The following is a 24,985-nucleotide window of genomic DNA, read 5'->3' on the forward strand; positions in this document are numbered from 1 at the left end:
CTGCCGCCTGCCAATATGCTAAAATATCGTACAAACCAGCCCTTGGCGATACGATATAAAGGATTAGGGACCGGTTAAACACTCCCGTCCAAGAGATCAAAATGAAACGGAAATGTTAACGATGAATGACGCGCCGTTCTGGAAAACCAAATCGCTGACCGAGATGACCGGCGAGGAATGGGAAAGCCTGTGCGACGGCTGCGGCCTGTGCTGTCTGAACAAGCTGGAGGACTGGGACACCGGCGAGGTGGTGTTCACCTCGGTTCGCTGCGTGCTGCTCGACGGCGAAAGCTGTCGATGCTCCGACTACGAAAACCGCCGCGCCACCGTGCCGGACTGTATCCAGCTCGACCTGAAGAAGGTCCATGAGATCGGCTGGCTGCCGCCCACCTGCGCCTATGCGCTGGTGCGCGACGGCAAGGATCTCTACTGGTGGCACTATCTCGTTTCCGGCGATACGGAAACGGTGCATCAGGCCGGCATTTCCGCCCGCGGCCGCACCGTCAGCGAGGCCGATGTGGATGTTGACGACTTCGAGGATTATGTGGTCGACTGGCCCCTGACAGCGGGTGAGACGGTTGGCGAGAGGGCGGGCGAAAAGGAACGGACGTGACGGAAAACGTCGATTTTCGTTTTGGTCCTATTCCTGCCCCATCGTTCCCTTAAGGCAGTGTCGCCCGAAAGCGTGTCACGGTTTCGGGGTACGACTTGTCTGAAATCAAAGACAGCTTCCGGCCATTCCGGCAAATGATCCGCAAAAGCGGACGAGGGACATCAAAACGCATGCGCTACCGGCTGCCCGCCATCGTTCTTTCATGCCTCGCCCTTCCGGGGCTCCTGCCGTTTTCCGCTGACGCCCAGCAACAGCCCCAGGCCTTCGAATGCACGCTGGTCACCTCCATCGAGACCGGCGCCATCATCAACCAGCAGGGCGCCTGCGACCAGCGCGTGGCGCCGGCCTCCACCTTCAAGGTGCCGTTGGCGCTGATCGGTTACGACGCCGGCATTCTTCAGGATGAAAAGACGCCCGCCTGGGACTGGAAACCCGGCACGGAGGCGCGCGCCTCCGACCGCAAGACGGTCGATCCCTCGATATGGGAGCAGGATTCGGTGCTGTGGTATTCGCGTGAAATCACCCGCCGCCTCGGCCCGGAAAAATTCGCCGCCTATGTGAAGCGCCTCGGTTACGGCAATGCCGATGTTTCCGGTGAGCCGGGCAAGAACAATGGCCTGACCCATTCCTGGCTCGGATCGTCGCTGACGGTTTCGCCGGTGGAACAGGTCGGCTTTCTCCGCCGCCTTCTGGCCGGCAATCTGCCGGTCTCGCGCGATGCGCAGGCCAAGACCAGGGCAATCGTGCCGGTTTTCGATGCGCCGGAAAGCTGGAGCGTGCATGGCAAGACCGGCACGGGCTACATGCGTGACGAAAAGGGCAATCCCGATCGCAACCGCCCCTTCGGCTGGTTCGTGGGCTGGGCGGAGCGCGAAGGCCAGCACATCGTCTTTGCGAGACTGCGCGTTTCCGACAAACCGTCCGACGAGCCGCTCGGCCCCGCCGTGCGTGATGCCTTCCTGCGCGATATTCCGCGGCTGGCCGTGCACCGGTAAGTGCGCAGCCGGCATGACCTTTGCCCGAAAAGGAAAAGCATATGCCGGACGCCTCTCGTGACGTCATCACGATCTACAATGAACACGGGGCCGATTTCGACAGGCAGCGTGGACGCTCCCTTGCCGAAAAACCCTGGCTCGACAGGTTCATCTCGCTTTTGCCGAAGGGCGCGTCCATTCTCGATATTGGCTGCGGTTCCGGTGAGCCGATCGCCGGCTACTTCATCGCCAGCGGTTATGACGTCACGGGCATCGATGCGTCCCTGCCGCTGGTCGAGCTTTGCCGGAAGAGATTTCCCGGGAATCTCTGGGCGGTTGCGGATATGCGAAAGCTGGCCCTCGGCCGCCGCTTCGACGGGTTGATCGCGTGGCACAGTTTTTTCCATCTGACGGTGGAGGACCAGCGCCGCATGTTCGGCATTTTCCACCAGCATGCCAATGACGGCGCGGCGTTGATGTTCACGGCCGGACCGGATCACGGGGAAGCGATCGGCACCTTTCAGGGCCGGCCGCTTTATCATGCGAGCCTCGCACGCGATGAATATGAAAGCCTGCTCGCCGCGCACGGTTTCCGGCTTCTCGATCATGTCGTCAACGATCCCGAATGCGGCGGCGCCACGGTTTATCTGGCGAGACGTGTCGCCCTCTGAACGCGCCTGGCAGGCGTCGCCCGGTAGCGGGTCCACAGATCGTATGATCGCGGCGAACGCCCTTTTTTGCAGCGGGGGGCTGCACTCACGATTGTGTGTTCAACAAAAAGTTTCCGCTTCCCTTGACCTTCCCATCATGGGAATCTCTACATAGGGTCTCGAAAGGGGATTTCCCATGAACGAGACAGTCAAACACGCCCATCGACATGAACCGGTTTCCATTCCCGTGGAAGGCATGACCTGCGCTTCCTGCGTGCGCCGGGTGGAAACGGCCGCGGCCAAGGTGCCGGGTGTCATGTCGAGTTCCGTGAACTTCGCCACGAAGAAGCTCACCGTCGAGCCGGCCGAAGGTTTTTCGGCCAGAACGCTTGGCGCCGCCATCAAGAAGGTCGGTTACGATATCGCGCCGGAGCGTCACGAATTTGCGGTGGAAGGCCTGCGGGGCGAGGCTGAGGCCGAGCGGCTGAAGGCCGTTCTGGAAGCGGTCGCCACCACAATCGCCGTCAAGGTCAATGCTGCCTCCGGCAAGGCCTCCGTGGAAACGATTGGCGGCCGGCGTGAACGGGATGCGCTTGTGGAAACGGCAAAGCTCGCCGGTTTTGCGCTGAAGACGCCGACACCGCACGACCATTCCGCCCATCAAGGTCACGGCCAGCACCACGGACATCATCAGGGCCACGGCCAGATGGCGGCGGGCGAGGCCGGCGGCCACGACCATATGCAGCATGCGGGCGAAGAGGGTGCGCTGAAACGCGACCTGACGATTGCCGCGATCCTGACCGCGCCGCTTTTCGTGCTGGAAATGGGTGGGCACCTCTATGAGCCGATGCATCACTGGCTGATGAGCATCATCGACACGCAGAACCTCTATTATATCTATTTCGCACTGGCGACCGCGGTGATCTTCGGGCCGGGCCTGCGTTTCCTCAAGACCGGTTTTCCGGCGCTCCTGCGCGGTGCGCCGGAAATGAACTCGCTGGTGGCGCTGGGCGTCACCGCCGCCTATCTCTATTCGGTCGTCGTCACCTTCGCGCCCGACCTGCTGCCGGAAGAGGCGCAGTTCGTCTATTATGAAGCCGCAACCGTCATCGTCACGCTGATCCTGACCGGACGGCTTCTCGAAGCCCGCGCCAGCGGCCGCACCGGGGATGCCATCCGCAAGCTGATGAGCCTGCAGGCGAAGACCGCCCGGGTGGAGCGCGACGGTGCTACCATCGATATTTCCCCCGAAGACCTCGTGGCCGGCGATATCGTCGTCATCCGTCCCGGCGAAAGGCTGGCAGTGGATGGCGAAGTCGTCGAAGGCTCCTCCTATGTCGATGAATCCATGATCTCCGGCGAACCCGTGCCGGTGGAAAAGACCATTGGCGCAACGGTCGTCGGCGGCACCATCAACAAGACCGGCGCCTTCAAGTTCAAGGCGACCAAGGTGGGCGCGGATACCATGCTGTCGCAGATCATCCGCATGGTGGAGGAGGCGCAAGGGTCCAAGCTGCCGATCCAGCTGCTGGTGGACCGCGTCACCGCGCTCTTCGTGCCGGTTGTCATAGCAATCGCGGTGCTGACCTTCATCGTCTGGGCGATCTTCGGTCCCGAGCCTGCCTATACTTTCGCGCTGGTCAATGCCGTGGCGGTGCTCATCATTGCCTGCCCCTGCGCCATGGGTCTCGCCACGCCGACCTCGATCATGGTCGGCACAGGCCGGGCGGCGGAGCTGGGCGTGCTGTTCCGCAAGGGACAGGCGCTGCAGGAGCTGCGCTCGGCGCAGATCGTCGTGGTCGACAAGACGGGCACTGTCACTAAGGGCCGCCCGGAGCTGACCGATCTGGTGGTTGCGGAAGGGTTTGCCGACAACGAGGTGCTGGCGCTGGTCGCCGCCGTCGAGGGCCGTTCGGAACATCCGATTGCCGAAGCCATCGTCCGGGCTACTGAAGACCGGGGTTTGGTAGCGGGAGAGGGACTTGAACCCCCGACTGTCGAAAACTTCGAAAGCGTGACGGGCTACGGCATCGCCGCCACCGTCAATGGCCGTAAGGTCGAAGTCGGCGCAGATCGTTACATGGCCAAACTTGGCCATTCCGTCGATATCTTCGCTGAGGCCGCCGCAAGGCTGGGTGACGAGGGCAAGACGCCGCTTTACGCCGCCATCGACGGCAGGCTGGCGGCCGCGATTGCGGTTGCCGATCCGCTGAAACCCTCGAGTGTCACCGCCATCAGGGCGTTGCAGGCCATGGGTATCGAAGTGGCCATGGTGACGGGCGACAATGAACGCACGGCCAATGCAATCGCCCGGCAGGTTGGCATTTCCCGTGTGGTGGCCGAAGTGCTGCCCGAGGGCAAGGTGAAGGCGATCCACGAGATGCGCGCAGGCGGCAAGGTGCTCGCCTTCGTCGGCGACGGCATCAACGATGCGCCGGCGCTGGCTGAGGCCGATATCGGCATCGCCGTCGGCACGGGAACGGATGTCGCCATCGAAAGCGCTGATGTTGTGCTGGTCGGCGGCGATCTTCTGGGCGCAGTCAACGCCATCGAGATGAGCCGGGCGACCATCCGCAACATCAAGGAAAACCTGTTCTGGGCTTTCGGTTACAATGTGGCGCTGATACCGGTTGCGGCGGGCGTGCTCTATCCGGCCTTCGGCATCACGCTGTCGCCGATGATCGGCGCGGGCGCCATGGCGCTGTCCAGCGTCTTCGTTCTCGCCAATGCGCTGCGGTTGAAACGGGCGAAGGTGGCCCATCGGGAGGTGACGTCATGAATATCGGCCAGGCATCGGAAGCATCGGGCGTTTCCGCCAAGATGATCCGCTATTACGAGCAGATCGGCCTCATCAATCCCGCCGCCCGCACCGGCAATAATTACCGGGTCTATGGCGAGCAGGACGTGCATAATCTGCGCTTCATCAAGCGGGCGCGCACGCTCGGCTTCTCGCTGGAAGAAACCGAGACGCTGCTGAAACTCTGGCAGGACAAGACCCGCGAGAGTTCGGCGGTGAAGGAGATCGCGCTCGTCCATATCGCCGATCTCGAGCAGAAGATCGCCGAGATGAAGAGCATGGTGAAGACGCTCTCCCATCTCGCCCATTGCTGCGGCGGCGACCACCGGCCCGACTGCCCCATCCTCGACGATCTCGCGGGCGCGGATAAGACCGACGCCAGACCCGCGCGAGCCCACTGACCTTTAATGACAGCCGGTGCGAGAACATCGCGACCGGCCAGAAGGAGAAAACCATGAGCGCAACCACCTTCCTCATTCCGGATATGACCTGCGGTCATTGCGAAAAGACGCTGCGCGGCGCTCTCACGGAGGCTCTTCCCGGCGCATCCGTCAGCATCGACCTCGATGCCCATAAGCTGACCGTGACGGGCGACGCCGCAACCGCGGAAGCGGCGATCCGCGACGCCGGTTATTCGCCGGAACGGGCGGGCTGAAGCACCTCGTTGCTGGAATGAGCAGGAAAGATGTGCTACTGAGTAGCATCATCTTTCCTGTCGAGGGATAACCACAATGTCCGTCAAGGCGTCAGTTTCCATCTCCGATCAACAGGACAGCTTCGCCCGCAGGCTGGTGGAGGAAGGGCGTTATGCCAGCCTCAGTGCCGTCGTCCAGCGTGGGCTGGAACTGCTACGGCAGGAAACGGAACTGAAGGACGCCGAACTTGCCGCGCTTCGCGATTTGCTGGTCGAGCGCGGGCAGGGGGATTTCGTGTCCGTGGAAGACGGCAAAGACAGAACGGCAGCGATGATCGCAGCCAAGAAGGCCGGTTATGGCCTTTAAGGTCCTGCGCTCGAAACAGACGGATCAGGATCTCGGCCTCATTCTCGACCATCTCATCCAGTCCTATCTCGACCTTGGCGACGCCTTGCCGGGGGCTTTCGCGCGCGCTGCGCGACGCGTGGGGTCAATTGAAGCGGATATGGAAGCGCTTCACAAAGCGCCTTTTCAGGGGACATTATTGCCCGAAATATTGCCCAACCTTCGCCGGGTAACGAAAAATCAGGCTGTCTTTTATTTCGATGTCGATGAGGGTGAAAAGACCGTGCGTATTCTTGCGGTCTTTTTCGGCGGGCAGGATCATCTACGCCATATGCTCACGCGCCTCGTGTCCCGTCGCGCTCCGGGTCTTCCCTAAATCTCATCGAAAGCTCTGCCTTCCCGCGAGGGATTGGGGTTCCTGCTGCCGCTGAATTCCGTCAGGCCGGATTGCGTGAAAAAGCCGTCTTGACCTCAATGGCGCTTGAGGTTCTAGTTTGCCCGCCGTACCCGAAAAAATGGAAAGGATACGGCTTTGTCGAGTATGGAAATGACGGAGAAAAACGGCTGGAGCGAATTGCTGAGCGGGGCGAATCTCTCGCTTCTGACCGTCATCTCTTCCGGTATCGGCCTGCACGCTTTCAACCAGTTCGCGGTGGTGACGGCCTTGCCCGTGGCCGTCAACGAAATCGGCGGCGCTGCCTTTTATAGCTGGGCCTATAGTCTCTATTTCGTCGGTTCCGTGGCGGGCGGCGTCACCGCCGTCCTGTTTCGCGAGCGTTTCGGTGCGCGCGCCGTCCTGCTTCTGTGCTGCCTGATCTTTTCGCTCGGTTCGGTCCTCTCGGCAATCGCCGGCGACTTTTTGTGGGTCGTCGTCGGCCGCGCCTTGCAGGGGCTGGCGGACGGGCTGATCGTCGCCGTGTGCTACAGCCTCATTCCCGCCGGCTTCCGCTCCGGCCTGCTGCCGAAGGTCTTCGCCATCGAGGCGGCGATCTGGGCGGTTGCCTCCTTCATCGGCCCGCTGACCGGCGGTTTCGCCACCGAACACATTTCCTGGCGCGCCACCTTCCTGCTGTCGGCGCCGCTGATCCTGCTGCTTCTGGCCTATACCGCCATTGCCGTCTCCGCCGAGCGGCCGGTGGCGGCGACGCGCAAACCGCTGGTGCCGTTGGCTCTTTGCCTTGTCGGCGCCCTGGCGTTTTCCGCGCCTTCCGCCTTCGAGGATGCGAGCCTGCGCGCCCTTTCCCTGCTGGCGGGAGCGGCGCTGCTGTGGGCCTCGCTGCGTGCGGGCATCCGGCCCTCAATCGGTCTTTTCCCGAAGGATTCCTTCCGGCTGAAGACGGTACTCGGCAGCGGTTTCTGGGTGCTGTTCCTGATGTCCTATGCCCATGCGCTGGGCAGCGTCTATCTCGCTTATGTCGCCATCAATCTCTGGCGGCAGGAACCGACCTTTGCCGGTTTCATCGTGGTGACGATGCCGCTTGCCTGGAGCTTCGTGGCGATGCTGATCGGCAGCCTGCGTTCTGCCCGCCTCCGGGAGATTTGCCTGCATTACGGTCCTTATCAGATGGTGCCCGGCTGCGCGCTGCTGGGGCTCGGGCTTGCGACCGGTAACTGGGGAGAAATGCTCGTCGGGCAAATTCTGATCGGCTCCGCCTTCGGCATGTCATGGGCCGGCATCAGCCAGGCCGCCATGGAGGCCGCGCCGGAAGAGGAACGCAAGATGACGGGCGCGCTGCTGCCGACGGTCGCGACGCTGGGTGCTGCCGCCGGTGCGGGCGCCAGCGGCACCGTCGCCGCTGCCACCGATCTGGTAGGGCAGATCGAGCGGGCGGATGTGACGATGCCGATGGTTTACCTCTATGGGCTGGGTGTGCTCGTATCGCTGCTGGCGATCATGACCGCCAGCGGGTTGCGGGGTGAGCGGCGGCTTTTTCGCCGCCGTCAGGACTGAGTGGTGGCGATGGTGATCGCCGCCAGGTAAACGACGAAGGCCATGATCGCGATCGCGCCGATGATGATAACGATGCCCTTGCCGGCGCGTTTTTTCTCGGCCTTATTTTCATTGGCTTCGGTCGGAAACAGGATCGGATCGCTGGTGTCGCGGATTTTGGTCATGCCGTTTCTCCTTATCCGTGGATTGGGCGGTTTCGGTCTATCAACCGCCCAATCCGCCAAAAGGTTCCTCACGGTTTCAGCGCCCAGCTGGTGGCGTGCACCACCGCGCCGGGGGCGGCCTTCAGCAGCGCCGAGCGCACCGGTTCGAAACCTTCGAGGCGCTTGGTGCCCACATATCGGCCGCGATTGGCGAAGACTTCAATGGAGCCGTAATCGAGAAAGATGCGGATGCGGGATGCTTTCGCCCCCTTGGCGACATAATGCGGCGAGGGGCCGTCACGCCCGTCCTCGTGGCGGATCCACAGGCCCGTTTCATCGGAAACGACGCCCAGCCTGACCGCCGGATGATCGAGCACCAGTTCGAAGGGCGCGCCGGGTGAGGCAAGCTCGAACAATATTTCCACCGCCCCGTTGATGAAGGTAACGCGTTCGCCAGCGGCCAGCCGCGTGCGGTCGAGAATATGGCTGCGCAGGCTTTCCGCCGCACCGATGGGCGGGGTCAGAAGCTCGCCGTTTGCATAGTGAATCCGGCGCGGCAACGTCATGGAGGTGGGGAAATCGATCTCCGGATTGGCATCTGCCCAATTGGCCAGCCAGCCGATGCCGATGATGCTGTCGCCATCCAGAAAGGCCTGGAAGGCGTAATTGTCGGTGCCGAAATCCAGTTCCTGCCCGGATTCCTTGGTGAAGACCTTGCCGTCGAACCAGCCGACATCGGCCATGGTGAGGTTCTTGCGGCCGGTCTCCGGGTCTTCCGAATGCATCAGGCCATAGACCAGCACCCAGCGTGTGGAGCGGGCATTGGCAGGTCCATCGAGCGGCAGCAGGCATGGGCATTCGATGGCTGTGGTTTTATAACGCGTTTCCACCCACAGCTTGCCCACATAGGTCCAGCCCGATGCGGCGGTGGGGTCGAGCGTCTCGTAGAGCAGGATGACGCCGCCGCCATCGCTCTGGCTGCCGAGCACCATTTTCCAAAGGCCATCGGGGCCGCGGAAAACATAGGGGTCACGGAAATCCGGCGTCAGCCCCTGTCCGTCCGGACGAGTACCCAGAATGACCTCGGCCTGCCCGGCCATGATGAGATCGGAGGAGGTGGCGGTGAGCTGTATCTGCTGCTCGGGAATGCGGTCCTGCACCTGCTCGGTGAAGAAGACGCGGATGCCCGTGCCTTCCACCAGCGGAATGGTGGAACCGGAATAGGCGCCGCCGCGCTTGTCGGGCCGTGTCGTCAGATCTTCGGAAGGGAAAAGGAAGATCGGCAGGTGCCGCCAGCGCAGATAATCCGACGAGACGGCATGACCCCAATGCATGGTGTTCCAGCGCAGCCCGTGCGAATAATGCTGATAGAACAGGTGCGGCCGCCCCTCGAAGCGGCCGAAACCGTTCGGGTCGTTCATCCAGCCGAAGGGCGGGCGGAAGTGATAGCTGCCGGGAAGCTCCGGTGCGGCATTGTCCGGCTTGGTATGGACGACGGTAATGCCGGTTTCCAGCACATCCGATGCGGTAAACCAGTAGATGACGGAAACGGCTGTTGTGACCGTGTCGTAACTCAGCTCCACATGGCCGCCGCCGAAAACCTGATAGATTCGAAAACCGAACTCTTCCGTGTTGACGCTTGAAACCTCAGCGAATTTTCCATTCTGATTGGAAAAAGAGACGGCACCCGGCTCGGCATCTTTCTTCGCCTTCAGCCAGACATGGAAGGTGGCGTTGACGGGCAGATCGGTATGAATGGTGCGGATGGCGCTTTCCGGCTCGGCTGCGGCTTCAACGACGGTCATTGCTTTTCCTTTCCTTCGGCATTCTGCGGGTCAAGCATAGGAACGATGATGGCGTGGGAAAGTTCATTGCGCAAAATTGAATGAGGCGATGGGGGAGCGCGGCATTTATAGCTCGCATCCGTCGCCGTCCAGTCCCATATAGGAGCAAAGCAGGGAGTTTACCCGTGATGAAATTCGACAATTCCTATGCCCGCCTGCCGGAACGGTTCAGCGCCGCCGTGCTGCCGACGCCGGTGAAGGCGCCGCGGCTTATCGCCTTTAATCGTGGGCTGGCCGATGAACTCCTTCTCGATGTGGCCGGCCTTGACGATGAAAGGCTGGCGGCGATCTTTTCCGGCAATGTCGTGCCGCAGGGAGCAGAGCCGCTGGCCATGGCCTATGCCGGCCACCAGTTCGGCGGTTTCGTGCCGCAGCTCGGCGATGGCCGTGCCATTCTGCTCGGCGAGGTGATCGACAGGAATGGCAAGCGCCGCGATATCCAGCTGAAGGGCTCCGGCCCAACACCGTTTTCGCGCAGGGGCGACGGGCGCGCGGCCCTTGGCCCGGTGCTGCGCGAATATATCGTGTCGGAGGCGATGTTTGCGCTCGGCATTCCCGCCACGCGGGCGCTGGCGGCTGTCCTCTCCGGCGAAAGGGTGCAGCGCGAAATCGGCCTGCCGGGCGGTGTTTTCACCCGCGTGGCGGCAAGCCATATCCGTGTCGGCACGTTCCAGTTCTTCGCGGCGCGCGAGGATGACGAGGCGATCAGGAACCTCGCGGACTATGTGATTGACCGTCATTATCCCGAGGCAAAACAGGCAGACAATCCCTATCTCGCCCTGCTGCGAGGCATAGCGCAACGGCAATGCGACCTCATCGCCCGCTGGATGATGGTGGGCTTCATCCATGGCGTGATGAATACCGATAATATGGCGGTGTCAGGCGAAACCATCGATTTCGGCCCCTGCGCTTTCCTTGACGAATATCACCCCAACAAGGTCTTTTCCTCCATCGATGCGCAGGGCCGTTACGCCTTCAACAACCAGCCGGGCATCGCGCAATGGAACATTGCAAGGCTGGCGGAATGCCTGTTGCCGCTGCTCGATCCGCAGGTGGAGAAAGCCGCCGAACTCGCCAATGCCGTTCTCGCCGATTTCGCCGCCGCCTTTCCCAAACGCTGGCTTGCCGGCATGCGCGAAAAGCTTGGCCTGACGGTGGAGGAAGAGGGCGACATCGATCTGGTGCAGGCGCTTCTGGCGCTGATGCAGGCATCGGAAGCGGATTATACGCTGACCTTCCGGCGTCTTTCCCATGCGGCCAATGGCGATGCCGAACCGTTTCGCGGCATGTTCATCGATATTGCGGGGGCGGACGAATTTCTGGCGCGCTGGCGGGAAAGAGCCGGTCGCGAGGGGATTTCCGATTCCGAACGATCAGCGGCGATGCTCTCCGTCAATCCCGCCATCATCCCGCGCAACCATCGGATCGAGGAACTGATCGAGGCAGCGGTGGAAGAGGGGGATTTTGAGCCCTTCCACACCATGTTGAGAGCAATCGCCACGCCTTTCGAGGAGCGGCCGGATAATTTCGTCTATATGCAGCCGCCGATGAGCCATGAGCGGGTGTTTCGGACGTTTTGCGGGACGTAACGGGTTCGTCAATCCTCGCCGTCATGCCGGACTTGATCCGGCATCCAGCCGCCGCGCGTCTGCGCGGCGAGAGGAGTCTTTTCAGCCCAAGGACTTGGGCTGGCTGGATACCGGCTCGAGGCCGGTATGACGGAGAAATGGGAGGAGATGTTCTCTCACCCAACCCGCGCGAGCGGCTCATGCGCGCCATAATAGTGGCCGAACCGGTTTTCGAGGAACTTCGGCAGGGCCACTTCCTCCTGTCGCACGAAGCCCTTCTGCGGCAGGGCGCCTTCGGCAAGCAGATCGAGAACCGTGCAGATGCCGGCGGCGGTGGTGATCTGGATGGCGCTCATCATCCGGCCGGAAACCGGGCCGGCATAGACCTTGTTGGCATAGGTTTCCTGCAAGAAACGGCCGTTGCGGGTGCCGCAGACGGTGACGAAGACGATGACCACATCCTGCATGGTGCCGGGCAGGGCGTTTTCGAACAGGTCCTTCAGCACATCGCGGCGATTGCGCAGGTTGAGGTCGTTCAGAAGCGCCTTCATGATCGCCACATGGCCGGGGTAACGGATGGTGCGGTAATTCATCGTCCGGACCTTGCCTTCCAGCGTGGCGCAGAGCGTGCCGAGCCCGCCTGACGTGTTGAAGGCCTCATAGGTGACGCCGTCGAGCGAAAATTCCTCGCGTTCCTCCAGCGCCGGAACGGCGGTAAGGCGGCCTTCGACGATCGCTTCGCAGGGCTCGATATATTCGTTGATCAGCCCGTCCGTGCTCCAGGTGAGGTTGTAGTTGAGCGCATTGGACGGATATTGCGGCAGCGCGCCGACGCGCATGCGCACGCTGTCCAGCTTGTCGAACTTGGCGGCCAGATCTGCGGCGACGATGGAGATGAAGCCGGGCGCGAGGCCGCATTGCGGAATGAGCGCCGTCTCGGCCGTTTCCGCCAAAGCCTTGACCTTGCGGGTGGATTCGACGTCCTCGGTGAGATCGAGATAATGCGTGCCGACGGTAACGGCCGCCTCCGCGATGCCTGCCGTCAGGTGGAAGGGGGCGGCGGATAGCACGGCGAATTTGCCTTTCAGCAGTGCTTCCAGAGCGGGACGGTCGGTGATGTCGACGATTTCGGTATCGACCCGTTCATGCGCCGGCACATTGGCCAGCTGATCGGCCGAACGGTCGGCGACGGTGATGCGATAATCGCCGGTGGCGGCCAGCATCCAGGCGATGGCCGACCCGATATTGCCCGCGCCGATGACGACAATGTTTTTCATGTTTTTGTTCCCCGCAGTGAATGCAAATGTGTCAGCGCAGATGCGCTTCAGGAACAGAATGCCAGTTTTTATTGACGATTCGCAGCTTCACTATGTGCGGATAGCGGGTTAATATTGAGCAATAAGACGACAGGATTGGTCACTATGACGATTGCCGACAAGGATCGGGCGCTGCTCGCCCTGCTTTCCGAAAATGCCCGCATGCCGGTGGCGGAACTGGCGCGCAAACTCGGCCTTTCGCGCACCACGGTACAGGCCCGAATCGAGCGGCTGGAGGCGGACGGGGTGATCGCGGGTTATGGCCTCAGGCTTTCGGAAAGTTATCTTTCCGGGCTGGTGCGCGCCCATGTGCTGATTACCATCGGGCCGAAGGCGCTGCCCGGTGTCACGGCGGCGCTCGCCGCCATCAAGGAGGTGACGACGCTGCATTCGGTGAGCGGCACCTTCGATCTCATCGCCATTCTGGCCGCGCCTTCGATCCTCGATCTCGACCGGTTGATCGACAGGATCGGCGCACTTGACGGCGTGGAGCGCACGCTGTCGTCGATTATTCTATCGACGCGGATTTCGAGGTAGGGGGTGGGCCCCGCGGCAGGCGCAGCGCTGACTGTTATTCTGGACGCTCTCTTCCTCCTCATCCCTGTGCTTGTCACAGGGATCCAGCCGACGCGCGTCTGCGCGGCGAGAAAAGTCCTTTCAGCCCAAGGACTTGGGCTGGCTGGATTCCTGTGACAAGCACAGGAATGAGGGGCGCGTGGGTATGCCGCGCCTCGATCTAAACCACCGCCCGCTCATCATAAGCCCTCTGCGCCGCCATCACCGCGTCGATATTCCCCTCCGCCCAATGGGCAAGCGCCGCCACCGTGTCGGTCAGCGTCCGCCCCAGCGGCGTCAGCGAATATTCGACCGTCACCGGCACGGTCGGGAACACCTGCCGGGAAATCAGCCCGTCGCGCTCAAGCTTCTTGAGCGTCTGTGACAGGACCTTCTGCGAAATGCCCTTGATTTCCCGGCGCAGCAGGTTGAAGCGCACCGCTTCCACCCGCAACCGGTCGAGGATCAGCAGCGCCCATTTGTCGGCAATCCTGTCCAGCACCATGCGGGTGGGGCAGCGGTCTTCATAGACGTCATAGATACGTTCCATGGGTTTGCTCCGTCGTTTCAGGGCCATGCCGGTTTCCGCAAGGAAACCAGATAACCGAAAAGTGCTCTCTTTTCATGATTTCGAAACCGCAGTACCTGTGTTTTCGAAACATGGTTTCCATTAGATACTACGGAGATTTGAGATGACAGGCAAGATACTCGTAATCGGTTCTACCGGCACCATCGGCACGCCGCTGGTGAAAACGCTCCTTTCCAGGGGTGAAAGCGTGAAGGCCGCCTCGCGCAGCGGCAAGGCCACGGACGGCGCGGAAGGCGTGCGTTTCGATTATACCGACGCATCGACTTATGCGGATGCCTTCGATGGTGTTGACCGTCTGTTCCTCATCCTGGCGGGCGGGCGTCTGGATGCCATCGACGCGCTGACGCCTGTGGTCGAGGAGGCGGCGCGGCGCAAGGTGAAGATCGTGTTCCTCAGCGTCCTCGGCGTCGATGCCGACGATTCCATTCCCTATCGCCAGATCGAGCTGAAGATCATCGCTTCGGGCACGCCTTACGTCATCCTGCGCCCCAACTGGTTTGCCGATAATTTCCACAGCTACTGGAAGGCCGGCGTCGACCACGGAGAGATCGCCGTGCCGGCAGGCGAGGGCAAGTCGAGCTTCATCGACGTGCGCGACATCGCCGACAGCGCCGCCGCGGCACTGACTTCTGACGCCTCTAACGGCAAGGCTTTCAACCTGACGGGTCCGAAAGCCCTAGGTTACGGCGAAGCGGCCGCGCTGATATCGCAGGCGATCGGCAAGCCGGTGTCCTACGCTGCCGTTTCGGATGAGGTCTTCATCGGCATCCTCACCGGTGCGGGCGTGCCGCAGGATTACGCCTCGTTCCTCGCTTCGATCTTTTATCCCGTGCGTGAAGGCTGGACAGCGGTGGTGACCGGCGATGTCGAGACGCTGACCGCCCATGCGCCGCGTTCACTGGAGACCTATATCGCCGACAATCTGGACCGGCTGAAGGGCTGAGGCTCAAAGCGAGCCTGCCGCGCTCACGCCGGATCGGTGGAGCCGCGGCGGGCCTTGAAGAACATCTTCAGCCGCTGGATCTCCTCGGGGTTCCAGCCCTGCGGCGCGGTTACTTCCGTCCATGCATCGATATAATGTTCCGGCGCATAGACATGGCCATAACCGATGGGCGCGGTGGTGGCGGCGGCGACATCGAGACCGAGCTGCAGCAGGGTGACGACCGGGAACCAGCGGAAGGATGTGGAAACGTCAGGCCCATGATGCGCCATCCATTGCGGCCGCCGGTAAAGTGAGGCGGCCTCGAAGAAGGTTATCGGGTCGCTGGCATATTGCAGATAGACGATCCGCATCGGCCCCCATGCCGCATCGGGCATATGCGCGGTCGTATATTGGTTGGCGAAGCGGATGACGGAGGAATCGCGGAAGCGCGGCAGCCATTCCGGCGTGCCCTTCACCCGGCCATTGGTGGCCATGCGCCATGTCGGGCTGGAAAAGGGCGGGCCGCTCCACAACGCACCCTGGAACGGGTCGGAGAGCACATCGTAGAGATCCGAGGATTTCTGCGAGTTGAGCGAACCGAGGCTGAGGCCATGCAGGTAAAGCTTCGGCCGCGTTTCCTTCGGCAGCGTGGTCCAGTAGCCATAGACGGCCTCGAACAAAGCGCGCGCCGTCTCGACACCGTAATCCGGCTCCGTCAGCAGCGCGATCCAGCTCGAGAGATAGGAATATTGCACGGCGACGCTGGCGATATCGCCGTCATGCAGATATTCGACCGTATCGAGCGCTTCCGGGTCGATCCAGCCGGTCCCGGTGGGAATGACCACCAGAAGCACCTTGCGCTCGAAACCGCCGACCCGTTTCAGTTCCTCCAGCGCCAAGGCCGCTCTTTCTTCCGGCGTCGAAGCCGAGTTGAGGCCCGCATAGACCCTGAGCGGCTCCTTTGCCGGGCGATGGGTGAAGGCGGATATCTCGGTGGCCGCCGGACCTTCGGCGACGAATTCACGCCCGCGTCGGCCGAGCGATTCCCATGTCATCAGCGAGGCGCTGCTGCCGGTCTTGAGCGCGTCTGACGGGCGCGGCACGTCGGGTTCGATCAGCGCATCCACCTGCTTCAGCGAGGAATCGGCAAATCTGAGGCCGATATCGAAGATCAGCCCATTGAGCAGCATCCAGGAGAGGATGATTGCCACCGCGATGCCGAGCACATTGGCAAGGCGGCGCGGCAGGAAATGGCGGCTGCGCGCGGCAAAGAACCGGCGGATAAGCTGAAACAGCCGGCCGGCGCCGATGAGGATGGCGGCGACCAGCACCGCAAGGCCACCGGTCTTGGTGGGGTGGGCGCTGGGCAGCGGATCGAGCTCCATCAAAACGCGGATGGAATTCTGCCAGTCCTTCGCTTGCCATAAAAACGCGATGGCCGTGATGGCGGCGGCGAGCGCGATGAGAAAACGAATGCCGCGCGCATTGTGGCGCGAGGGTTCGGGCAGCTCCAGATAGGCCCAGATGGCGTGCAAAGCGACACCTATCAGATAACCGATGGCGAAGGAAAAGCCGCACAGCACCCCCTGCATCAGCCAGGTACGAGGCAGGAGCGAGGGCGTGAGCGAAGCGCAGAACAGGATAGTGCCGAAGACGATGCCGGTTGCCGAAAGACCTGCAAACAACCGCTCAACCCATTGTTTCACCAACTTGACTTGCCCCTTGTGCTCACCGCCTGGTGCCGAGTGTAATATGTGACGGACGAGGGTGCAAATCCTGCGGGCAGGATAAAAATCACAAATATAGGAAAATAATCCTTTACAGCGTGACGGTGGTTTGATAGTGTTTGGCTACGGTCGGAGATTTGCGGCTGAACGGCAATGGGTTCTCCTTTGGATTGCCCGTTGCGCTTTCTTCACCACCTCATTCCTGTGCTTGTCACAGGAATCCAGCCAGCCCAAGTCCTTGGGCTGAAAGAAAGTCCCTCCGTCGCGCAGACGCGCGCCGACTGGATTCCTGTGACAAGCACAGGAATGAGGGTGAGTGAGGTGCATGCAGATGTGCCTTGTTCCCACGCTCCTCTTTATTTGATCTTTCTCTCGCAGGCCAATCCCATGACAATCTCCAGCAATTGCGATCCGACGCTCTACGGCGTCTGGCCGGAAACGCCCGCCTATGCGGCTGAGGACGCGCTGGAGGTCGCACCGGAGACGAAGTCTCGGGCCGACAGGCTGGCCGCCGAAGATGCGGCGCGCAACGGCAGCCTGCGGCAATTGCTGAACGAACTGACGGAGGAGATGCGCGAGCAGTTCTGCCTGTACCGCAATCTCCGCCAAGTGAGCGAAGCGGCCTTTCTAGCGACGGCGGAGGACGCTTCGGGCAAGCTGGCGCGTGCCGATGTGAAGGCTGCGACGGACCAGCTTTCGCTGATCGTCCGCACGCTGGAGCGGATCGACGCTCTGCAACGGGTGCTGGCGGAAGAGAGGGAAGCTCTTTTCAGCGAAGACGAAACCGAGGCCGGGGACTATGAAGCGGCGGTGACGCATTTCCTCAACCGCATCGACGAACTGGCTGAACAGAAATGCCGCGCGAAGATGGAAGCCGATCCCGCCCGCAGCCCATCCGCAGAAGCCGACACATGACGGATATGCCGACCGAACCCCATCTGCCGGCGCAGGTCTTCAACCTCCTGCGCGATTGGCGTTTCATCGGCAACCTGCCGCAGCAGCCGCCGGAGGGCGACTGGCGGACATGGCTGCTGATCGGCGGGCGCGGTTCCGGCAAGACGCGGGCCGGGGCGGAATGGGTGCATCATATCGCCTCTGCTGGCAAGCAGTCGGATTTGCGCATCGCGCTCGTGGCCGAAACGCTGGGCGACGCCCGCGAGGTGATGATCGACGGCATTTCCGGCATCTGCCGCATCGCCCGCCGCCATCGCCCCGCCTTCGAGGTGTCGCGCCGGCGGCTCCTCTGGCCGAATGGCGCGATGGCGCAGGTGTTTTCTTCGGAAGACCCGGAAAGCCTGCGCGGCCCGCAATTCCACATGGCCTGGGCGGATGAGCTGGGCAAATGGAAATATCCGCAGGAAACCTGGGACATGCTGCAATTCGGCCTGCGTCTGGGTGAAACGCCCCGGCAACTGGTGACCACCACGCCGCGGCCCATTCCGCTTTTAAAGGCGCTTCTCGCCGATCCCACGACACGGGTGGCACGGATGCCGACAGCCATGAATGCGCGCAATCTCTCGCCCGGTTTTCTCAAAGCCATGCAGGACCGTTACGGCGGCACCCGGCTGGGGCGTCAGGAAATCGGCGGTGAATTGATCGACGAGCGCGAAGGCGCGCTGTGGAAACGCGCCGATCTGGAAGCGATCGTCGAAGCGGCGCATGAGCCGCTCACGCGGATCGTGGTGGCGGTAGACCCGCCCGCCGGCGTCGGCGAACATTCCTGCTGCGGCATCGTCGTGGCGGGGCTCGGCATGTCCGGCCGTCTTAACGTGCTGGCGGATTGCTCGGTGGAAGGCGAAACGCCGGCCGGCTGGACCCGCGCCGTGGTCGCCGCCTTTCGCCGCCACGAGGCTGACCGGGTGGTGGCGGAGGTCAATCAGGGCGGCGAGATGGTGCGCGCCATGCTGCAGAGCATCGACGCCAACCTGCCGCTGACGCTGGTGCGGGCGAGCCGCGGCAAATTCACCCGCGCCGAGCCGGTCGCCGCACTCTACGAGCAGGGCAGGGTGCGCCACGCCGCGCGGTTTGAAAAGCTGGAAGACCAGATGACGGATTTCGGGCCGGATGGTCTTTCGTCGGGACGCTCGCCGGACAGGCTGGATGCGCTCGTCTGGGCGATCACGGCGCTGACGACAATGGTGGTGAGTGAACCGAAGGTGCGGGGGATGTGAGCTGGCTGATTATTGGCTCCCGCGAAGGAGAGCCAATTACCGGTTGAGCGGATGCCCCGTGTTTCTTCTCCCCGAGCGGGGAGAAGGTGGCGCGTAGCGCCGGATGAGGGGGCCACGGTCAAGATGTGCTGAGAGAGTAGAGATATGCGGAGAACTTGCCCCCTCATCTGACCCTTCGGGCCATCTTCTCCCCAGCGGGGAGAAGAAAAGTGAGGCACCGTCAACGCCCGAAATCGGGCGTCTGGTAGATATTATTTCTTCGGGGATTGCGCCGGTTTCGGCTGGGAGCCGGTTTCACGCATCTGGCGCCACTCGTTTTCGAGACGGTCATAAACGGTCTGGGGGATTGTCGCTGTCATGGTGGCATTCCTCCTTGAATGGTTAACGCTGCGGGATTGCGCGGTGAATGGAATTAGCGCGCTAAGGTTCCGGAATTCAAGGAATTTTTTACCCCAAAACCCCGGGGCGCGGATTAAAATCGATTAAGGTTTTTTCAAATCGATTTAGTTCCGGCGGCCTGCATGTGGAAAAACCGGGCGTCGTATCGCCCATCATTTTCAGGAGCCATCATGGCCTATGACGAGGCGCGATTCTTCGCGTCGGCGCGGATTTCCATTTTCGGCGGTCGCCTGCGCGCGGCCCAGCTTGCCGGCACGAAAACGATGCTGGCAGGATTTGAAAAGTCGATGCCGGGCGGCGATCCGCGCTGGCTCGCCTATATGCTGGCGACGGCCTTTCACGAGACGGCGGCGACAATGCAGCCGGTGCGCGAGACATTGGCGGCAAGCGATACCGAGGCGATGGCAAGGCTCGACCGCGCCTTTGCGGCGGGCAGGCTGCCGATGGTGCGCAAGCCCTATTGGCGGCCGGACACGGAGGGTAAGAGCTGGCTGGGGCGCGGCTTCGTGCAGTTGACGCATCGGCGCAATTACGAGGCCATGATGGCGCTGACTGGCGTCGATCTCCTGGAACGGCCCGAGCGCGCCATGGAGGCGGAGGTGGCCACTGCGATCCTGATCCACGGCATGGCGGGCGGCGGTTTTACCGGCCGCAGGCTCTCCGATTTCTTCAGCGACAGGCGTGAGGATTGGGACGGCGCCCGTGCCATCATCAATGGCAGCGACCGGGCGCGGCTGGTGGGCGGTTACGGGCGCGCATTTCATCACGCGCTTGTCGCGGCGCGGATTGAACCCGGGCGGGCCAGATGATAACCCGTTACCCGGTGCCGAAAAGGCTGCCTCCGAATTCTGCATGACAGGTGACACCGTGATCCGCCATATCGTCTTTTTCACCGTTCCCGAGGAAAACCGCGACGCCGTGCGCAGGGGGCTTTCCGGCCTCACCGCGATACCGCATTCGCTGAAGCTGGAAATCGGCGAGAACGTGAAGAAGGACCAATGGGGCAATTCGGTCGATTTCATCGTCTATGGCGAGTTCGAAAACGAGGCGGCACTCGCCGCTTACAAGGCCGACCCCGCTTATGATCTTTCGACCCGCACGGTAAAGCCGCTGCGCGAAACCCGCGTCGCCGCCGATTTCGACAGCGATACGGCGGTGAAAGCGCCGATCCGGTAGACGTCAGGTTTCACCGAGGTCGGCGCGAAATATTGCCGCTGTGCGGACAGGGTGCCTCACGCGCGACGTCATCCTTGGGCTTGTCCCAAGGATCTGATCACGTCCAATAAAATCGAGACGTTGCAGATGCTCGGGACAGGCCCGAGCATGACGAAAGAGAGCTTTCAGGACTCGTCAGAAATTTCAGGGTCTACCCTGTCGGTGAAAACCCCACGCGGGCGACGCCGCAGGACTCGACGCCGCGCGCCATCAAAACAAGGACAACTCCATGCGATTTCCCTTTTCCCTGCCGTGGCTGCGCCCAGCGGATGGCAGAGCCGTGCCTGAAAGCCGGAAAATGGCCGATGGCTTCATGGCGGTTGCCGTGCAGGGCGGGCAGGCTTTCTGGTCGGGCCGGTCCTATGCCGCACTTGCCCGCGAGGGCTTCATGAAAAACCCGGTCGCGCACCGGGCCGCTCGCATGGTGGCGGAGACCTCGGCTTCCGTCAGCTGGCTGCTTTATGATGGCGAAGAGGAGCTCGCCGATCACCCGCTGCTGGCGCTGCTTTTAAAACCGGGCGCCCATATGGGCGGGCCGGATTTCTTCGAGGCGCTTTATGGCCACCTCATGCTCGCCGGAAATGCCTATATCGAGCCGCTGACGGTGGGCGGGCGGCTGCGCGAGCTGCATCTGCTGCGGCCAGACAGGGTCAGCATCGTCGAAGGGCCGGATGGCTGGCCGGTGGCCTATGATTACCGCGCCGAGGGCCGCGCCTCCCGGCGCATCGCCGCCGAGCGCGACGGGCTGGGGCTGCTGCATCTGAAACTTTTCCATCCGCTGGATGACCGGGCGGGTTTTGCGCCGCTCGCCTCCGCAGGGGCCGCGCTCGATCTGCACAATGCCGCAAGCCAGTGGAACAAGCGCCTGCTCGACAATTCCGCCCGGCCATCCGGCGCGCTGGTCTACCAGCCGAAGGAGGGCGGCAATCTCTCCACCGAACAATATGAGCGGCTGAAGCGCGAGTTGGAGGAAGGCTATCAGGGCGCGATGAATGCCGGCCGGCCTTTGCTGCTGGAAGGCGGGCTGGACTGGAAGGCCATGGGTCTTTCGCCGCGCGACATGGATTTTCTCGAGGCCCGCAACGGGGCGGCGCGCGATATCGCGCTTTCGCTCGGCGTGCCGCCGATGCTGATCGGCATTCCCGGCGACAATACCTATGCCAATTACCAGGAGGCGAACCGCGCCTTTTATCGTCTCACCGTCCTGCCGCTCGTTTATCGCACGGCGGCGAGGCTCTGCGGCTGGCTTTCTCCGGTCTTCGGCTCTGGCCTGAGGCTCGAACCTGATCTCGACAGGATTGCCGGGCTTGCCGGCGAGCGGGATGCGCTCTGGGCACGCATCGGCGCGGCCTCGTTCCTGAGCGACGAGGAAAAGCGCGAAGCCGTCGGTTATTGATCGCCGCCCCGGCGGGATCGGAACCCCGGTTTCCTGTTCAATCATTTTCTGAAGAAGCGGAATCTCCCTGTGAGGTCTTCCGTCCAAGCGATTCCGAAGATTCGCAAAATCACCCGGCGCAGGCGCGCAAAAAGCGCCTGCGTGCGACGCGGCGCGTCCGCCCGATAACCACATCCTAGAACGGAATGATTACCCATGTCTGAATTCGCCAATGAGGCCGGCATCTGGGCCGCCCGCATCACCGGCGCCGTCGCGGGCGCGGGTGTGTCGCTCGTTTATCTCCTGCCGAAAAGCAGACGCGAGGCCGCGAGCCGTTTCATCACCGGCGTTTCCTGCGGCATGATCTTCGGCGGGCCTATTGGCCTGTGGATCGTGCAGCAGCTCGATATCGCCGGCGCGCTTTCGGGCCGGGAAATCATGGTGGCGGGTTCCGCCGCCGCCAGCATGGGCGCGTGGTGGGGGCTGGGCGTGCTGGTGCGCATCGCCGACCGTTACGGTGCGCGCCCGCGCGCCTGACACTTCCTTCACATCGCAGGAGTTTTCCATGCACGTTTATCGCGGGCCGCGTCCCGCCACGCGCAAATTCGCCAATCTGGAACTGCGCGGCATTGCCAGCGACGGCACCTTTTCCGGTTATGCCAGCGTTTTCGGCGAGGTCGATCTCGGTCAGGATGTCATCGAGCGCGGCGCTTTCCGCCGCTCCATCGAGGAGCGGGGAGCAGCCGGCATCCGCATGCTCTACCAGCACGATCCGGCCGAGCCCATCGGCGCCTGGCGCACCATCCGCGAGGACGAGCGCGGCCTTTATGTCGAGGGCGTTCTCGCCCCCGGCGTCGCCCGCTCCCGCGAGGTGCATTCGCTGATGAAGACCGGGGCGCTGGACGGGCTGTCCATCGGATTCCGAACGGTGCGTTCCGGCAAGGCGGCGAGCCACGGCGTCCGACGCATCCTGGAAGCCGACCTCTGGGAAATCTCGGTCGTGACCTTCCCTATGCTGCCCTCGGCGCGCGTTTCCGACGTCAAGCATGCCCGCTTCTTCCGCGACCGCGAGACCGAGCTGGTGCGCACCATGCGCCGCGCCGCCCGCGCGCTGTTCGACACGACACCCAAACGCTGACTTCCGGACAATCACCAACAAGGAAACGACATGACAGACCAGATGACGAAACCGGCCCCGATGACCGTCGCGCCGCAGGTGAAGGCCGTGCCCGATACGGTGACGGCGGCCTTCGATGAGTTCATGGAGGCCTTCGAGGCCTTTCGCGAGACCAACGACCAGCGGCTTGCCGATATCGAGCGCAAGATGGGCGCGGATGTCGTGACCCGCGACAAGCTCGACCGCATCGACAGGGCGCTCGACGACAACCGCCGGATCATGGACGATCTGGCGCTCAAGAAAGCGCGTCCCGCGCTTGGCCGCAAGGATGCGCTTTCCCACGATGCCGAAGAGCACAAGGCCGCTTTCGAGGCCTATATCCGTCGCGGCGAGGAGGGCGCGTTGCGCGATCTGGAGGCCAAGGCCTTTGCCGGTTCGACCGGGGCCGATGGCGGTTTTCTGCTGCCGAACGAGACGGATGGCGAGATCGGCCGGCGCATGACGGCGATTTCGCCGATCCGTGCGCTGGCGACCGTGCGGCAGGTTTCCGCCGCCGTGCTGAAGAAGCCCTTCTCGCCCGGCGGCATGACGACCGGCTGGGTTTCCGAAACGGCGGCGCGTCCGCAAACGGCAACGCCGCAGCTCGCCGAGCTTTCCTTCCCGACCATGGAGCTTTACGCCATGCCGGCGGCCACACAGGGCCTGCTGGATGATGCGGCAGTCGATATCGAAGCCTGGATCGCCTCCGAAGTGGATATCGCTTTTGCCGAACAGGAGGCCGCCGCCTTCATCGCCGGCGATGGCGCGAGTAAGCCCAAGGGTTTCCTCTCCTATACCGCCGTCGCCAATGATGGCTGGAGCTGGGGCAATATCGGTTATGTCGCAACCGGCGTTTCGGCCGGTTTCGCCTCCGCCGGGCCGATGGATGTGCTGCTCGATGCCGTTTATGCGCTGAAGGCCGGCCACCGTCAGAACGGAACCTTCCTGATGAACCGCAAGACGCAAGGGGCGCTGCGCCGCTTCAAGGATACCAGCGGCGCCTATCTGTGGCATCCGCCCGCCGCTGCCGGCCAGCCGGCCTCGCTGATGGGCTTTCCGGTGACGGAGGCGGAGGACATGCCGAATGTGGCGGCTAACAGTTTCGCCATCGCCTTTGGCGATTTCCGCGCCGGCTATCTCGTCGTCGACCGTACCGGGGTGCGCATCCTGCGCGATCCCTATTCGGCCAAACCTTACGTGCTGTTCTACACCACCAAACGCGTGGGCGGCGGCGTGCAGAATTTCGAGGCGATCAAACTGGTGAAATTTGGGGTGAATTGACCGCAGACCTTGCGGCCCTTTCTTCTCCCCGTCGGGGAGAAGATGCCCCGAAGGGGCAGATGAGGGGGCAAGCTCTCCGAACACATCTACCCTTGCCCCTTATCCCGTTGCCGCGGACTTCTCCCCCTCGGGGAGAAGAAACAGGCGGTGCCCGCTCGCTAATGCGACTACCTTTCTTCCGGAGACCCCATGACCTATGCCCTCATTCATCCGCCGCAGGCGGAGCCGTTGACGCTTGCCGAGGTGAAGGCGCATCTGCGTCTCGATAGCGGCGATGAGGATGCGCTTCTTGCCGCGCTCATCCGCACCGCCCGCGAGCATCTGGAACGTGCGACCGGGCTTTGCCTCATCCGCCAGACCTGGCGGTTTTACCTCGACCGGTGGCCTGAGAGCGGCGTGATTGCGATTGGCAGGACGCCGGTGCAAGCCATCGAAACTATACTGGTTTTTGACGGTGAGGGGCGCTCGGCGGACATCACCGCCGGCGAAAAATTGCTCGATGGCGCGGCGCGTCCCGCAAGGCTGTGGCTGCGCGATCCGCCTGCCCCCGGACGGGCGATGAACGGCATCGAGATCGATTTCATTGCCGGCTATGGCGAAGCGGGAACCGATGTGCCCGACACGCTGAAACGCGCCATGCTGATGCATGTGGCGCAGATGTTCGCCTTTCGCGGCGCGGTCGCCCCGGAAAACCAGCCCGCCGCCATTCCCGCCGGTTACGAGCGGCTGGTGGCGCCTTTCTGCCGTCTGGAGCTTTGA

General features: G+C 62.6%; 26 protein-coding genes. 21 read left to right on the forward strand and 5 right to left on the reverse strand.

Translation table 11 applies throughout. From position 1 onward, the window contains the following. Positions 1 to 121 precede the first annotated feature (121 nt). The 9 genes from ACQZ60_RS04500 (at position 122) to ACQZ60_RS04540 (ending at position 7,965) form a co-directional block, all read left to right on the forward strand. The gene (locus tag ACQZ60_RS04500) at positions 122 to 613 is read left to right on the forward strand and encodes a YcgN family cysteine cluster protein (RefSeq protein WP_031234099.1); all 492 of its coding nucleotides are present in this window, start codon (positions 122 to 124) and stop codon (positions 611 to 613) included. A 170-nt stretch (positions 614 to 783) separates the two neighbouring features. Beyond that, positions 784 to 1,608 carry a class D beta-lactamase gene (gene blaOXA, locus ACQZ60_RS04505; protein ID WP_020811374.1) on the forward strand — a complete coding sequence of 275 codons (825 nt, stop codon included), beginning with the start codon at positions 784 to 786 and terminating at the stop codon, positions 1,606 to 1,608. Between the two features lie 41 nt (positions 1,609 to 1,649). Then, positions 1,650 to 2,258 carry a class I SAM-dependent DNA methyltransferase gene (locus tag ACQZ60_RS04510; RefSeq protein ID WP_020811375.1) on the forward strand — a complete coding sequence of 203 codons (609 nt, stop codon included), beginning with the start codon at positions 1,650 to 1,652 and terminating at the stop codon, positions 2,256 to 2,258. A gap of 175 nt (positions 2,259 to 2,433) precedes the next feature. Then, entirely contained in the window at positions 2,434 to 5,016 is a 2,583-nt protein-coding gene (locus ACQZ60_RS04515; RefSeq protein WP_020811376.1) for a heavy metal translocating P-type ATPase, read from the forward strand. Further along, positions 5,013 to 5,435 (forward strand): Cu(I)-responsive transcriptional regulator, encoded by a 423-nt coding sequence (gene cueR, locus ACQZ60_RS04520; protein WP_035262850.1) that lies wholly within the window; start codon positions 5,013 to 5,015, stop codon positions 5,433 to 5,435. Before ACQZ60_RS04515 ends, cueR begins: the two co-directional genes overlap by 4 nt. Positions 5,436 to 5,488: 53 nt before the next feature. Then, on the forward strand, positions 5,489 to 5,689 hold the full coding sequence (locus tag ACQZ60_RS04525; protein WP_003522315.1) for a heavy-metal-associated domain-containing protein: 201 nt from the start codon (positions 5,489 to 5,491) through the stop codon (positions 5,687 to 5,689). A 76-nt stretch (positions 5,690 to 5,765) separates the two neighbouring features. Next, positions 5,766 to 6,035, forward strand: a complete 270-nt coding sequence (locus ACQZ60_RS04530; RefSeq protein WP_035262853.1) for a ribbon-helix-helix domain-containing protein — start codon at positions 5,766 to 5,768, stop codon at positions 6,033 to 6,035. After that, entirely contained in the window at positions 6,025 to 6,390 is a 366-nt protein-coding gene (locus ACQZ60_RS04535) for a hypothetical protein (RefSeq protein WP_035262856.1), read from the forward strand. The genes ACQZ60_RS04530 and ACQZ60_RS04535 overlap by 11 nt, the downstream gene beginning before the upstream one ends. Positions 6,391 to 6,555: 165 nt before the next feature. Then, entirely contained in the window at positions 6,556 to 7,965 is a 1,410-nt protein-coding gene (locus ACQZ60_RS04540; protein WP_196248059.1) for an MFS transporter, read from the forward strand. Here ACQZ60_RS04540 and ACQZ60_RS04545 read toward each other — a convergent pair. Both ACQZ60_RS04545 and ACQZ60_RS04550 read right to left on the reverse strand, forming a co-directional pair. Beyond that, positions 7,956 to 8,129, reverse strand: a complete 174-nt coding sequence (locus ACQZ60_RS04545; protein ID WP_080707308.1) for a hypothetical protein — start codon at positions 8,127 to 8,129, stop codon at positions 7,956 to 7,958. The genes ACQZ60_RS04540 and ACQZ60_RS04545 overlap by 10 nt on opposite strands. Positions 8,130 to 8,197: 68 nt before the next feature. Then, complete coding sequence (locus tag ACQZ60_RS04550) at positions 8,198 to 9,913, reverse strand: glycoside hydrolase family 32 protein (protein WP_448734821.1); 1,716 nt, start codon at positions 9,911 to 9,913, stop codon at positions 8,198 to 8,200. A 167-nt stretch (positions 9,914 to 10,080) separates the two neighbouring features. Between ACQZ60_RS04550 and ACQZ60_RS04555 the strand changes: the two genes are divergently transcribed. Further along, complete coding sequence (locus tag ACQZ60_RS04555) at positions 10,081 to 11,541, forward strand: protein adenylyltransferase SelO (RefSeq protein WP_448735314.1); 1,461 nt, start codon at positions 10,081 to 10,083, stop codon at positions 11,539 to 11,541. Between the two features lie 155 nt (positions 11,542 to 11,696). Here ACQZ60_RS04555 and ACQZ60_RS04560 read toward each other — a convergent pair whose 3' ends face one another. After that, the gene (locus tag ACQZ60_RS04560) at positions 11,697 to 12,797 is read right to left on the reverse strand and encodes a saccharopine dehydrogenase family protein (protein ID WP_425647641.1); all 1,101 of its coding nucleotides are present in this window, start codon (positions 12,795 to 12,797) and stop codon (positions 11,697 to 11,699) included. Between the two features lie 144 nt (positions 12,798 to 12,941). On the opposite strand from ACQZ60_RS04560, the gene ACQZ60_RS04565 reads away from it, so the two are divergent. Beyond that, complete coding sequence (locus tag ACQZ60_RS04565) at positions 12,942 to 13,373, forward strand: Lrp/AsnC family transcriptional regulator (RefSeq protein ID WP_003522324.1); 432 nt, start codon at positions 12,942 to 12,944, stop codon at positions 13,371 to 13,373. Between the two features lie 199 nt (positions 13,374 to 13,572). On the opposite strand, the gene ACQZ60_RS04570 is transcribed toward ACQZ60_RS04565, so the two are convergent. Continuing rightward, positions 13,573 to 13,941, reverse strand: coding sequence for a winged helix-turn-helix transcriptional regulator (locus tag ACQZ60_RS04570; RefSeq protein ID WP_003509204.1), 369 nt, complete (start codon positions 13,939 to 13,941; stop codon positions 13,573 to 13,575). A gap of 142 nt (positions 13,942 to 14,083) precedes the next feature. On the opposite strand from ACQZ60_RS04570, the gene ACQZ60_RS04575 reads away from it, so the two are divergent. Next, positions 14,084 to 14,923 carry an SDR family oxidoreductase gene (locus ACQZ60_RS04575; RefSeq protein WP_448734822.1) on the forward strand — a complete coding sequence of 280 codons (840 nt, stop codon included), beginning with the start codon at positions 14,084 to 14,086 and terminating at the stop codon, positions 14,921 to 14,923. Between the two features lie 23 nt (positions 14,924 to 14,946). On the opposite strand, the gene ACQZ60_RS04580 is transcribed toward ACQZ60_RS04575, so the two are convergent. Then, positions 14,947 to 16,587 (reverse strand): alpha/beta hydrolase, encoded by a 1,641-nt coding sequence (locus tag ACQZ60_RS04580; RefSeq protein WP_448735315.1) that lies wholly within the window; start codon positions 16,585 to 16,587, stop codon positions 14,947 to 14,949. A gap of 429 nt (positions 16,588 to 17,016) precedes the next feature. On the opposite strand from ACQZ60_RS04580, the gene ACQZ60_RS04585 reads away from it, so the two are divergent. From ACQZ60_RS04585 to ACQZ60_RS04625, 9 genes are all read left to right on the forward strand, one after another. Beyond that, positions 17,017 to 17,544 (forward strand): hypothetical protein, encoded by a 528-nt coding sequence (locus ACQZ60_RS04585; protein WP_448734823.1) that lies wholly within the window; start codon positions 17,017 to 17,019, stop codon positions 17,542 to 17,544. Continuing rightward, positions 17,541 to 18,800, forward strand: coding sequence for a DNA-packaging protein (locus ACQZ60_RS04590; protein ID WP_448734824.1), 1,260 nt, complete (start codon positions 17,541 to 17,543; stop codon positions 18,798 to 18,800). Before ACQZ60_RS04585 ends, ACQZ60_RS04590 begins: the two co-directional genes overlap by 4 nt. 569 nt (positions 18,801 to 19,369) lie before the next feature. After that, positions 19,370 to 20,008, forward strand: a complete 639-nt coding sequence (locus ACQZ60_RS04595) for a hypothetical protein (protein WP_020808621.1) — start codon at positions 19,370 to 19,372, stop codon at positions 20,006 to 20,008. Between the two features lie 58 nt (positions 20,009 to 20,066). Further along, positions 20,067 to 20,375: a Dabb family protein gene (locus ACQZ60_RS04600; RefSeq protein WP_003522330.1), complete on the forward strand. Its 309-nt coding sequence runs from the start codon at positions 20,067 to 20,069 to the stop codon at positions 20,373 to 20,375. 268 nt (positions 20,376 to 20,643) lie between these two features. Continuing rightward, complete coding sequence (locus ACQZ60_RS04605; RefSeq protein WP_003522331.1) at positions 20,644 to 21,810, forward strand: phage portal protein; 1,167 nt, start codon at positions 20,644 to 20,646, stop codon at positions 21,808 to 21,810. A 195-nt stretch (positions 21,811 to 22,005) separates the two neighbouring features. After that, positions 22,006 to 22,326, forward strand: a complete 321-nt coding sequence (locus ACQZ60_RS04610; RefSeq protein ID WP_003521211.1) for a DUF6107 family protein — start codon at positions 22,006 to 22,008, stop codon at positions 22,324 to 22,326. Between the two features lie 28 nt (positions 22,327 to 22,354). After that, positions 22,355 to 22,927, forward strand: coding sequence for an HK97 family phage prohead protease (locus ACQZ60_RS04615; protein ID WP_020808623.1), 573 nt, complete (start codon positions 22,355 to 22,357; stop codon positions 22,925 to 22,927). A gap of 30 nt (positions 22,928 to 22,957) precedes the next feature. After that, the gene (locus tag ACQZ60_RS04620; protein ID WP_448734825.1) at positions 22,958 to 24,226 is read left to right on the forward strand and encodes a phage major capsid protein; all 1,269 of its coding nucleotides are present in this window, start codon (positions 22,958 to 22,960) and stop codon (positions 24,224 to 24,226) included. Positions 24,227 to 24,415: 189 nt separating this feature from the next. Continuing rightward, on the forward strand, positions 24,416 to 24,985 hold the full coding sequence (locus ACQZ60_RS04625; protein ID WP_448734826.1) for a head-tail connector protein: 570 nt from the start codon (positions 24,416 to 24,418) through the stop codon (positions 24,983 to 24,985).

Source organism: Agrobacterium sp. 22-223-1 (genome assembly GCF_053522385.1).

Excerpts from the sequence above, each read along its gene's own strand:
- ACQZ60_RS04500 (WP_031234099.1), top strand. The coding sequence starts at position 122 with ATGAATGACGCGCCGTTCTGGAAAACCAAATCGCTGACCGAGATGACC.
- blaOXA (WP_020811374.1), top strand. The coding sequence starts at position 784 with ATGCGCTACCGGCTGCCCGCCATCGTTCTTTCATGCCTCGCCCTTCCG.
- ACQZ60_RS04510 (WP_020811375.1), top strand. The coding sequence starts at position 1,650 with ATGCCGGACGCCTCTCGTGACGTCATCACGATCTACAATGAACACGGG.
- ACQZ60_RS04515 (WP_020811376.1), top strand. The coding sequence starts at position 2,434 with ATGAACGAGACAGTCAAACACGCCCATCGACATGAACCGGTTTCCATT.
- cueR (WP_035262850.1), top strand. The coding sequence starts at position 5,013 with ATGAATATCGGCCAGGCATCGGAAGCATCGGGCGTTTCCGCCAAGATG.
- ACQZ60_RS04525 (WP_003522315.1), top strand. The coding sequence starts at position 5,489 with ATGAGCGCAACCACCTTCCTCATTCCGGATATGACCTGCGGTCATTGC.
- ACQZ60_RS04530 (WP_035262853.1), top strand. The coding sequence starts at position 5,766 with ATGTCCGTCAAGGCGTCAGTTTCCATCTCCGATCAACAGGACAGCTTC.
- ACQZ60_RS04535 (WP_035262856.1), top strand. The coding sequence starts at position 6,025 with ATGGCCTTTAAGGTCCTGCGCTCGAAACAGACGGATCAGGATCTCGGC.
- ACQZ60_RS04540 (WP_196248059.1), top strand. The coding sequence starts at position 6,556 with ATGGAAATGACGGAGAAAAACGGCTGGAGCGAATTGCTGAGCGGGGCG.
- ACQZ60_RS04545 (WP_080707308.1), bottom strand. The coding sequence starts at position 8,129 with ATGACCAAAATCCGCGACACCAGCGATCCGATCCTGTTTCCGACCGAA.
- ACQZ60_RS04550 (WP_448734821.1), bottom strand. The coding sequence starts at position 9,913 with ATGACCGTCGTTGAAGCCGCAGCCGAGCCGGAAAGCGCCATCCGCACC.
- ACQZ60_RS04555 (WP_448735314.1), top strand. The coding sequence starts at position 10,081 with ATGAAATTCGACAATTCCTATGCCCGCCTGCCGGAACGGTTCAGCGCC.
- ACQZ60_RS04560 (WP_425647641.1), bottom strand. The coding sequence starts at position 12,797 with ATGAAAAACATTGTCGTCATCGGCGCGGGCAATATCGGGTCGGCCATC.
- ACQZ60_RS04565 (WP_003522324.1), top strand. The coding sequence starts at position 12,942 with ATGACGATTGCCGACAAGGATCGGGCGCTGCTCGCCCTGCTTTCCGAA.
- ACQZ60_RS04570 (WP_003509204.1), bottom strand. The coding sequence starts at position 13,941 with ATGGAACGTATCTATGACGTCTATGAAGACCGCTGCCCCACCCGCATG.
- ACQZ60_RS04575 (WP_448734822.1), top strand. The coding sequence starts at position 14,084 with ATGACAGGCAAGATACTCGTAATCGGTTCTACCGGCACCATCGGCACG.
- ACQZ60_RS04585 (WP_448734823.1), top strand. The coding sequence starts at position 17,017 with ATGACAATCTCCAGCAATTGCGATCCGACGCTCTACGGCGTCTGGCCG.
- ACQZ60_RS04590 (WP_448734824.1), top strand. The coding sequence starts at position 17,541 with ATGACGGATATGCCGACCGAACCCCATCTGCCGGCGCAGGTCTTCAAC.
- ACQZ60_RS04595 (WP_020808621.1), top strand. The coding sequence starts at position 19,370 with ATGGCCTATGACGAGGCGCGATTCTTCGCGTCGGCGCGGATTTCCATT.
- ACQZ60_RS04605 (WP_003522331.1), top strand. The coding sequence starts at position 20,644 with ATGCGATTTCCCTTTTCCCTGCCGTGGCTGCGCCCAGCGGATGGCAGA.
- ACQZ60_RS04610 (WP_003521211.1), top strand. The coding sequence starts at position 22,006 with ATGTCTGAATTCGCCAATGAGGCCGGCATCTGGGCCGCCCGCATCACC.
- ACQZ60_RS04615 (WP_020808623.1), top strand. The coding sequence starts at position 22,355 with ATGCACGTTTATCGCGGGCCGCGTCCCGCCACGCGCAAATTCGCCAAT.
- ACQZ60_RS04620 (WP_448734825.1), top strand. The coding sequence starts at position 22,958 with ATGACAGACCAGATGACGAAACCGGCCCCGATGACCGTCGCGCCGCAG.
- ACQZ60_RS04625 (WP_448734826.1), top strand. The coding sequence starts at position 24,416 with ATGACCTATGCCCTCATTCATCCGCCGCAGGCGGAGCCGTTGACGCTT.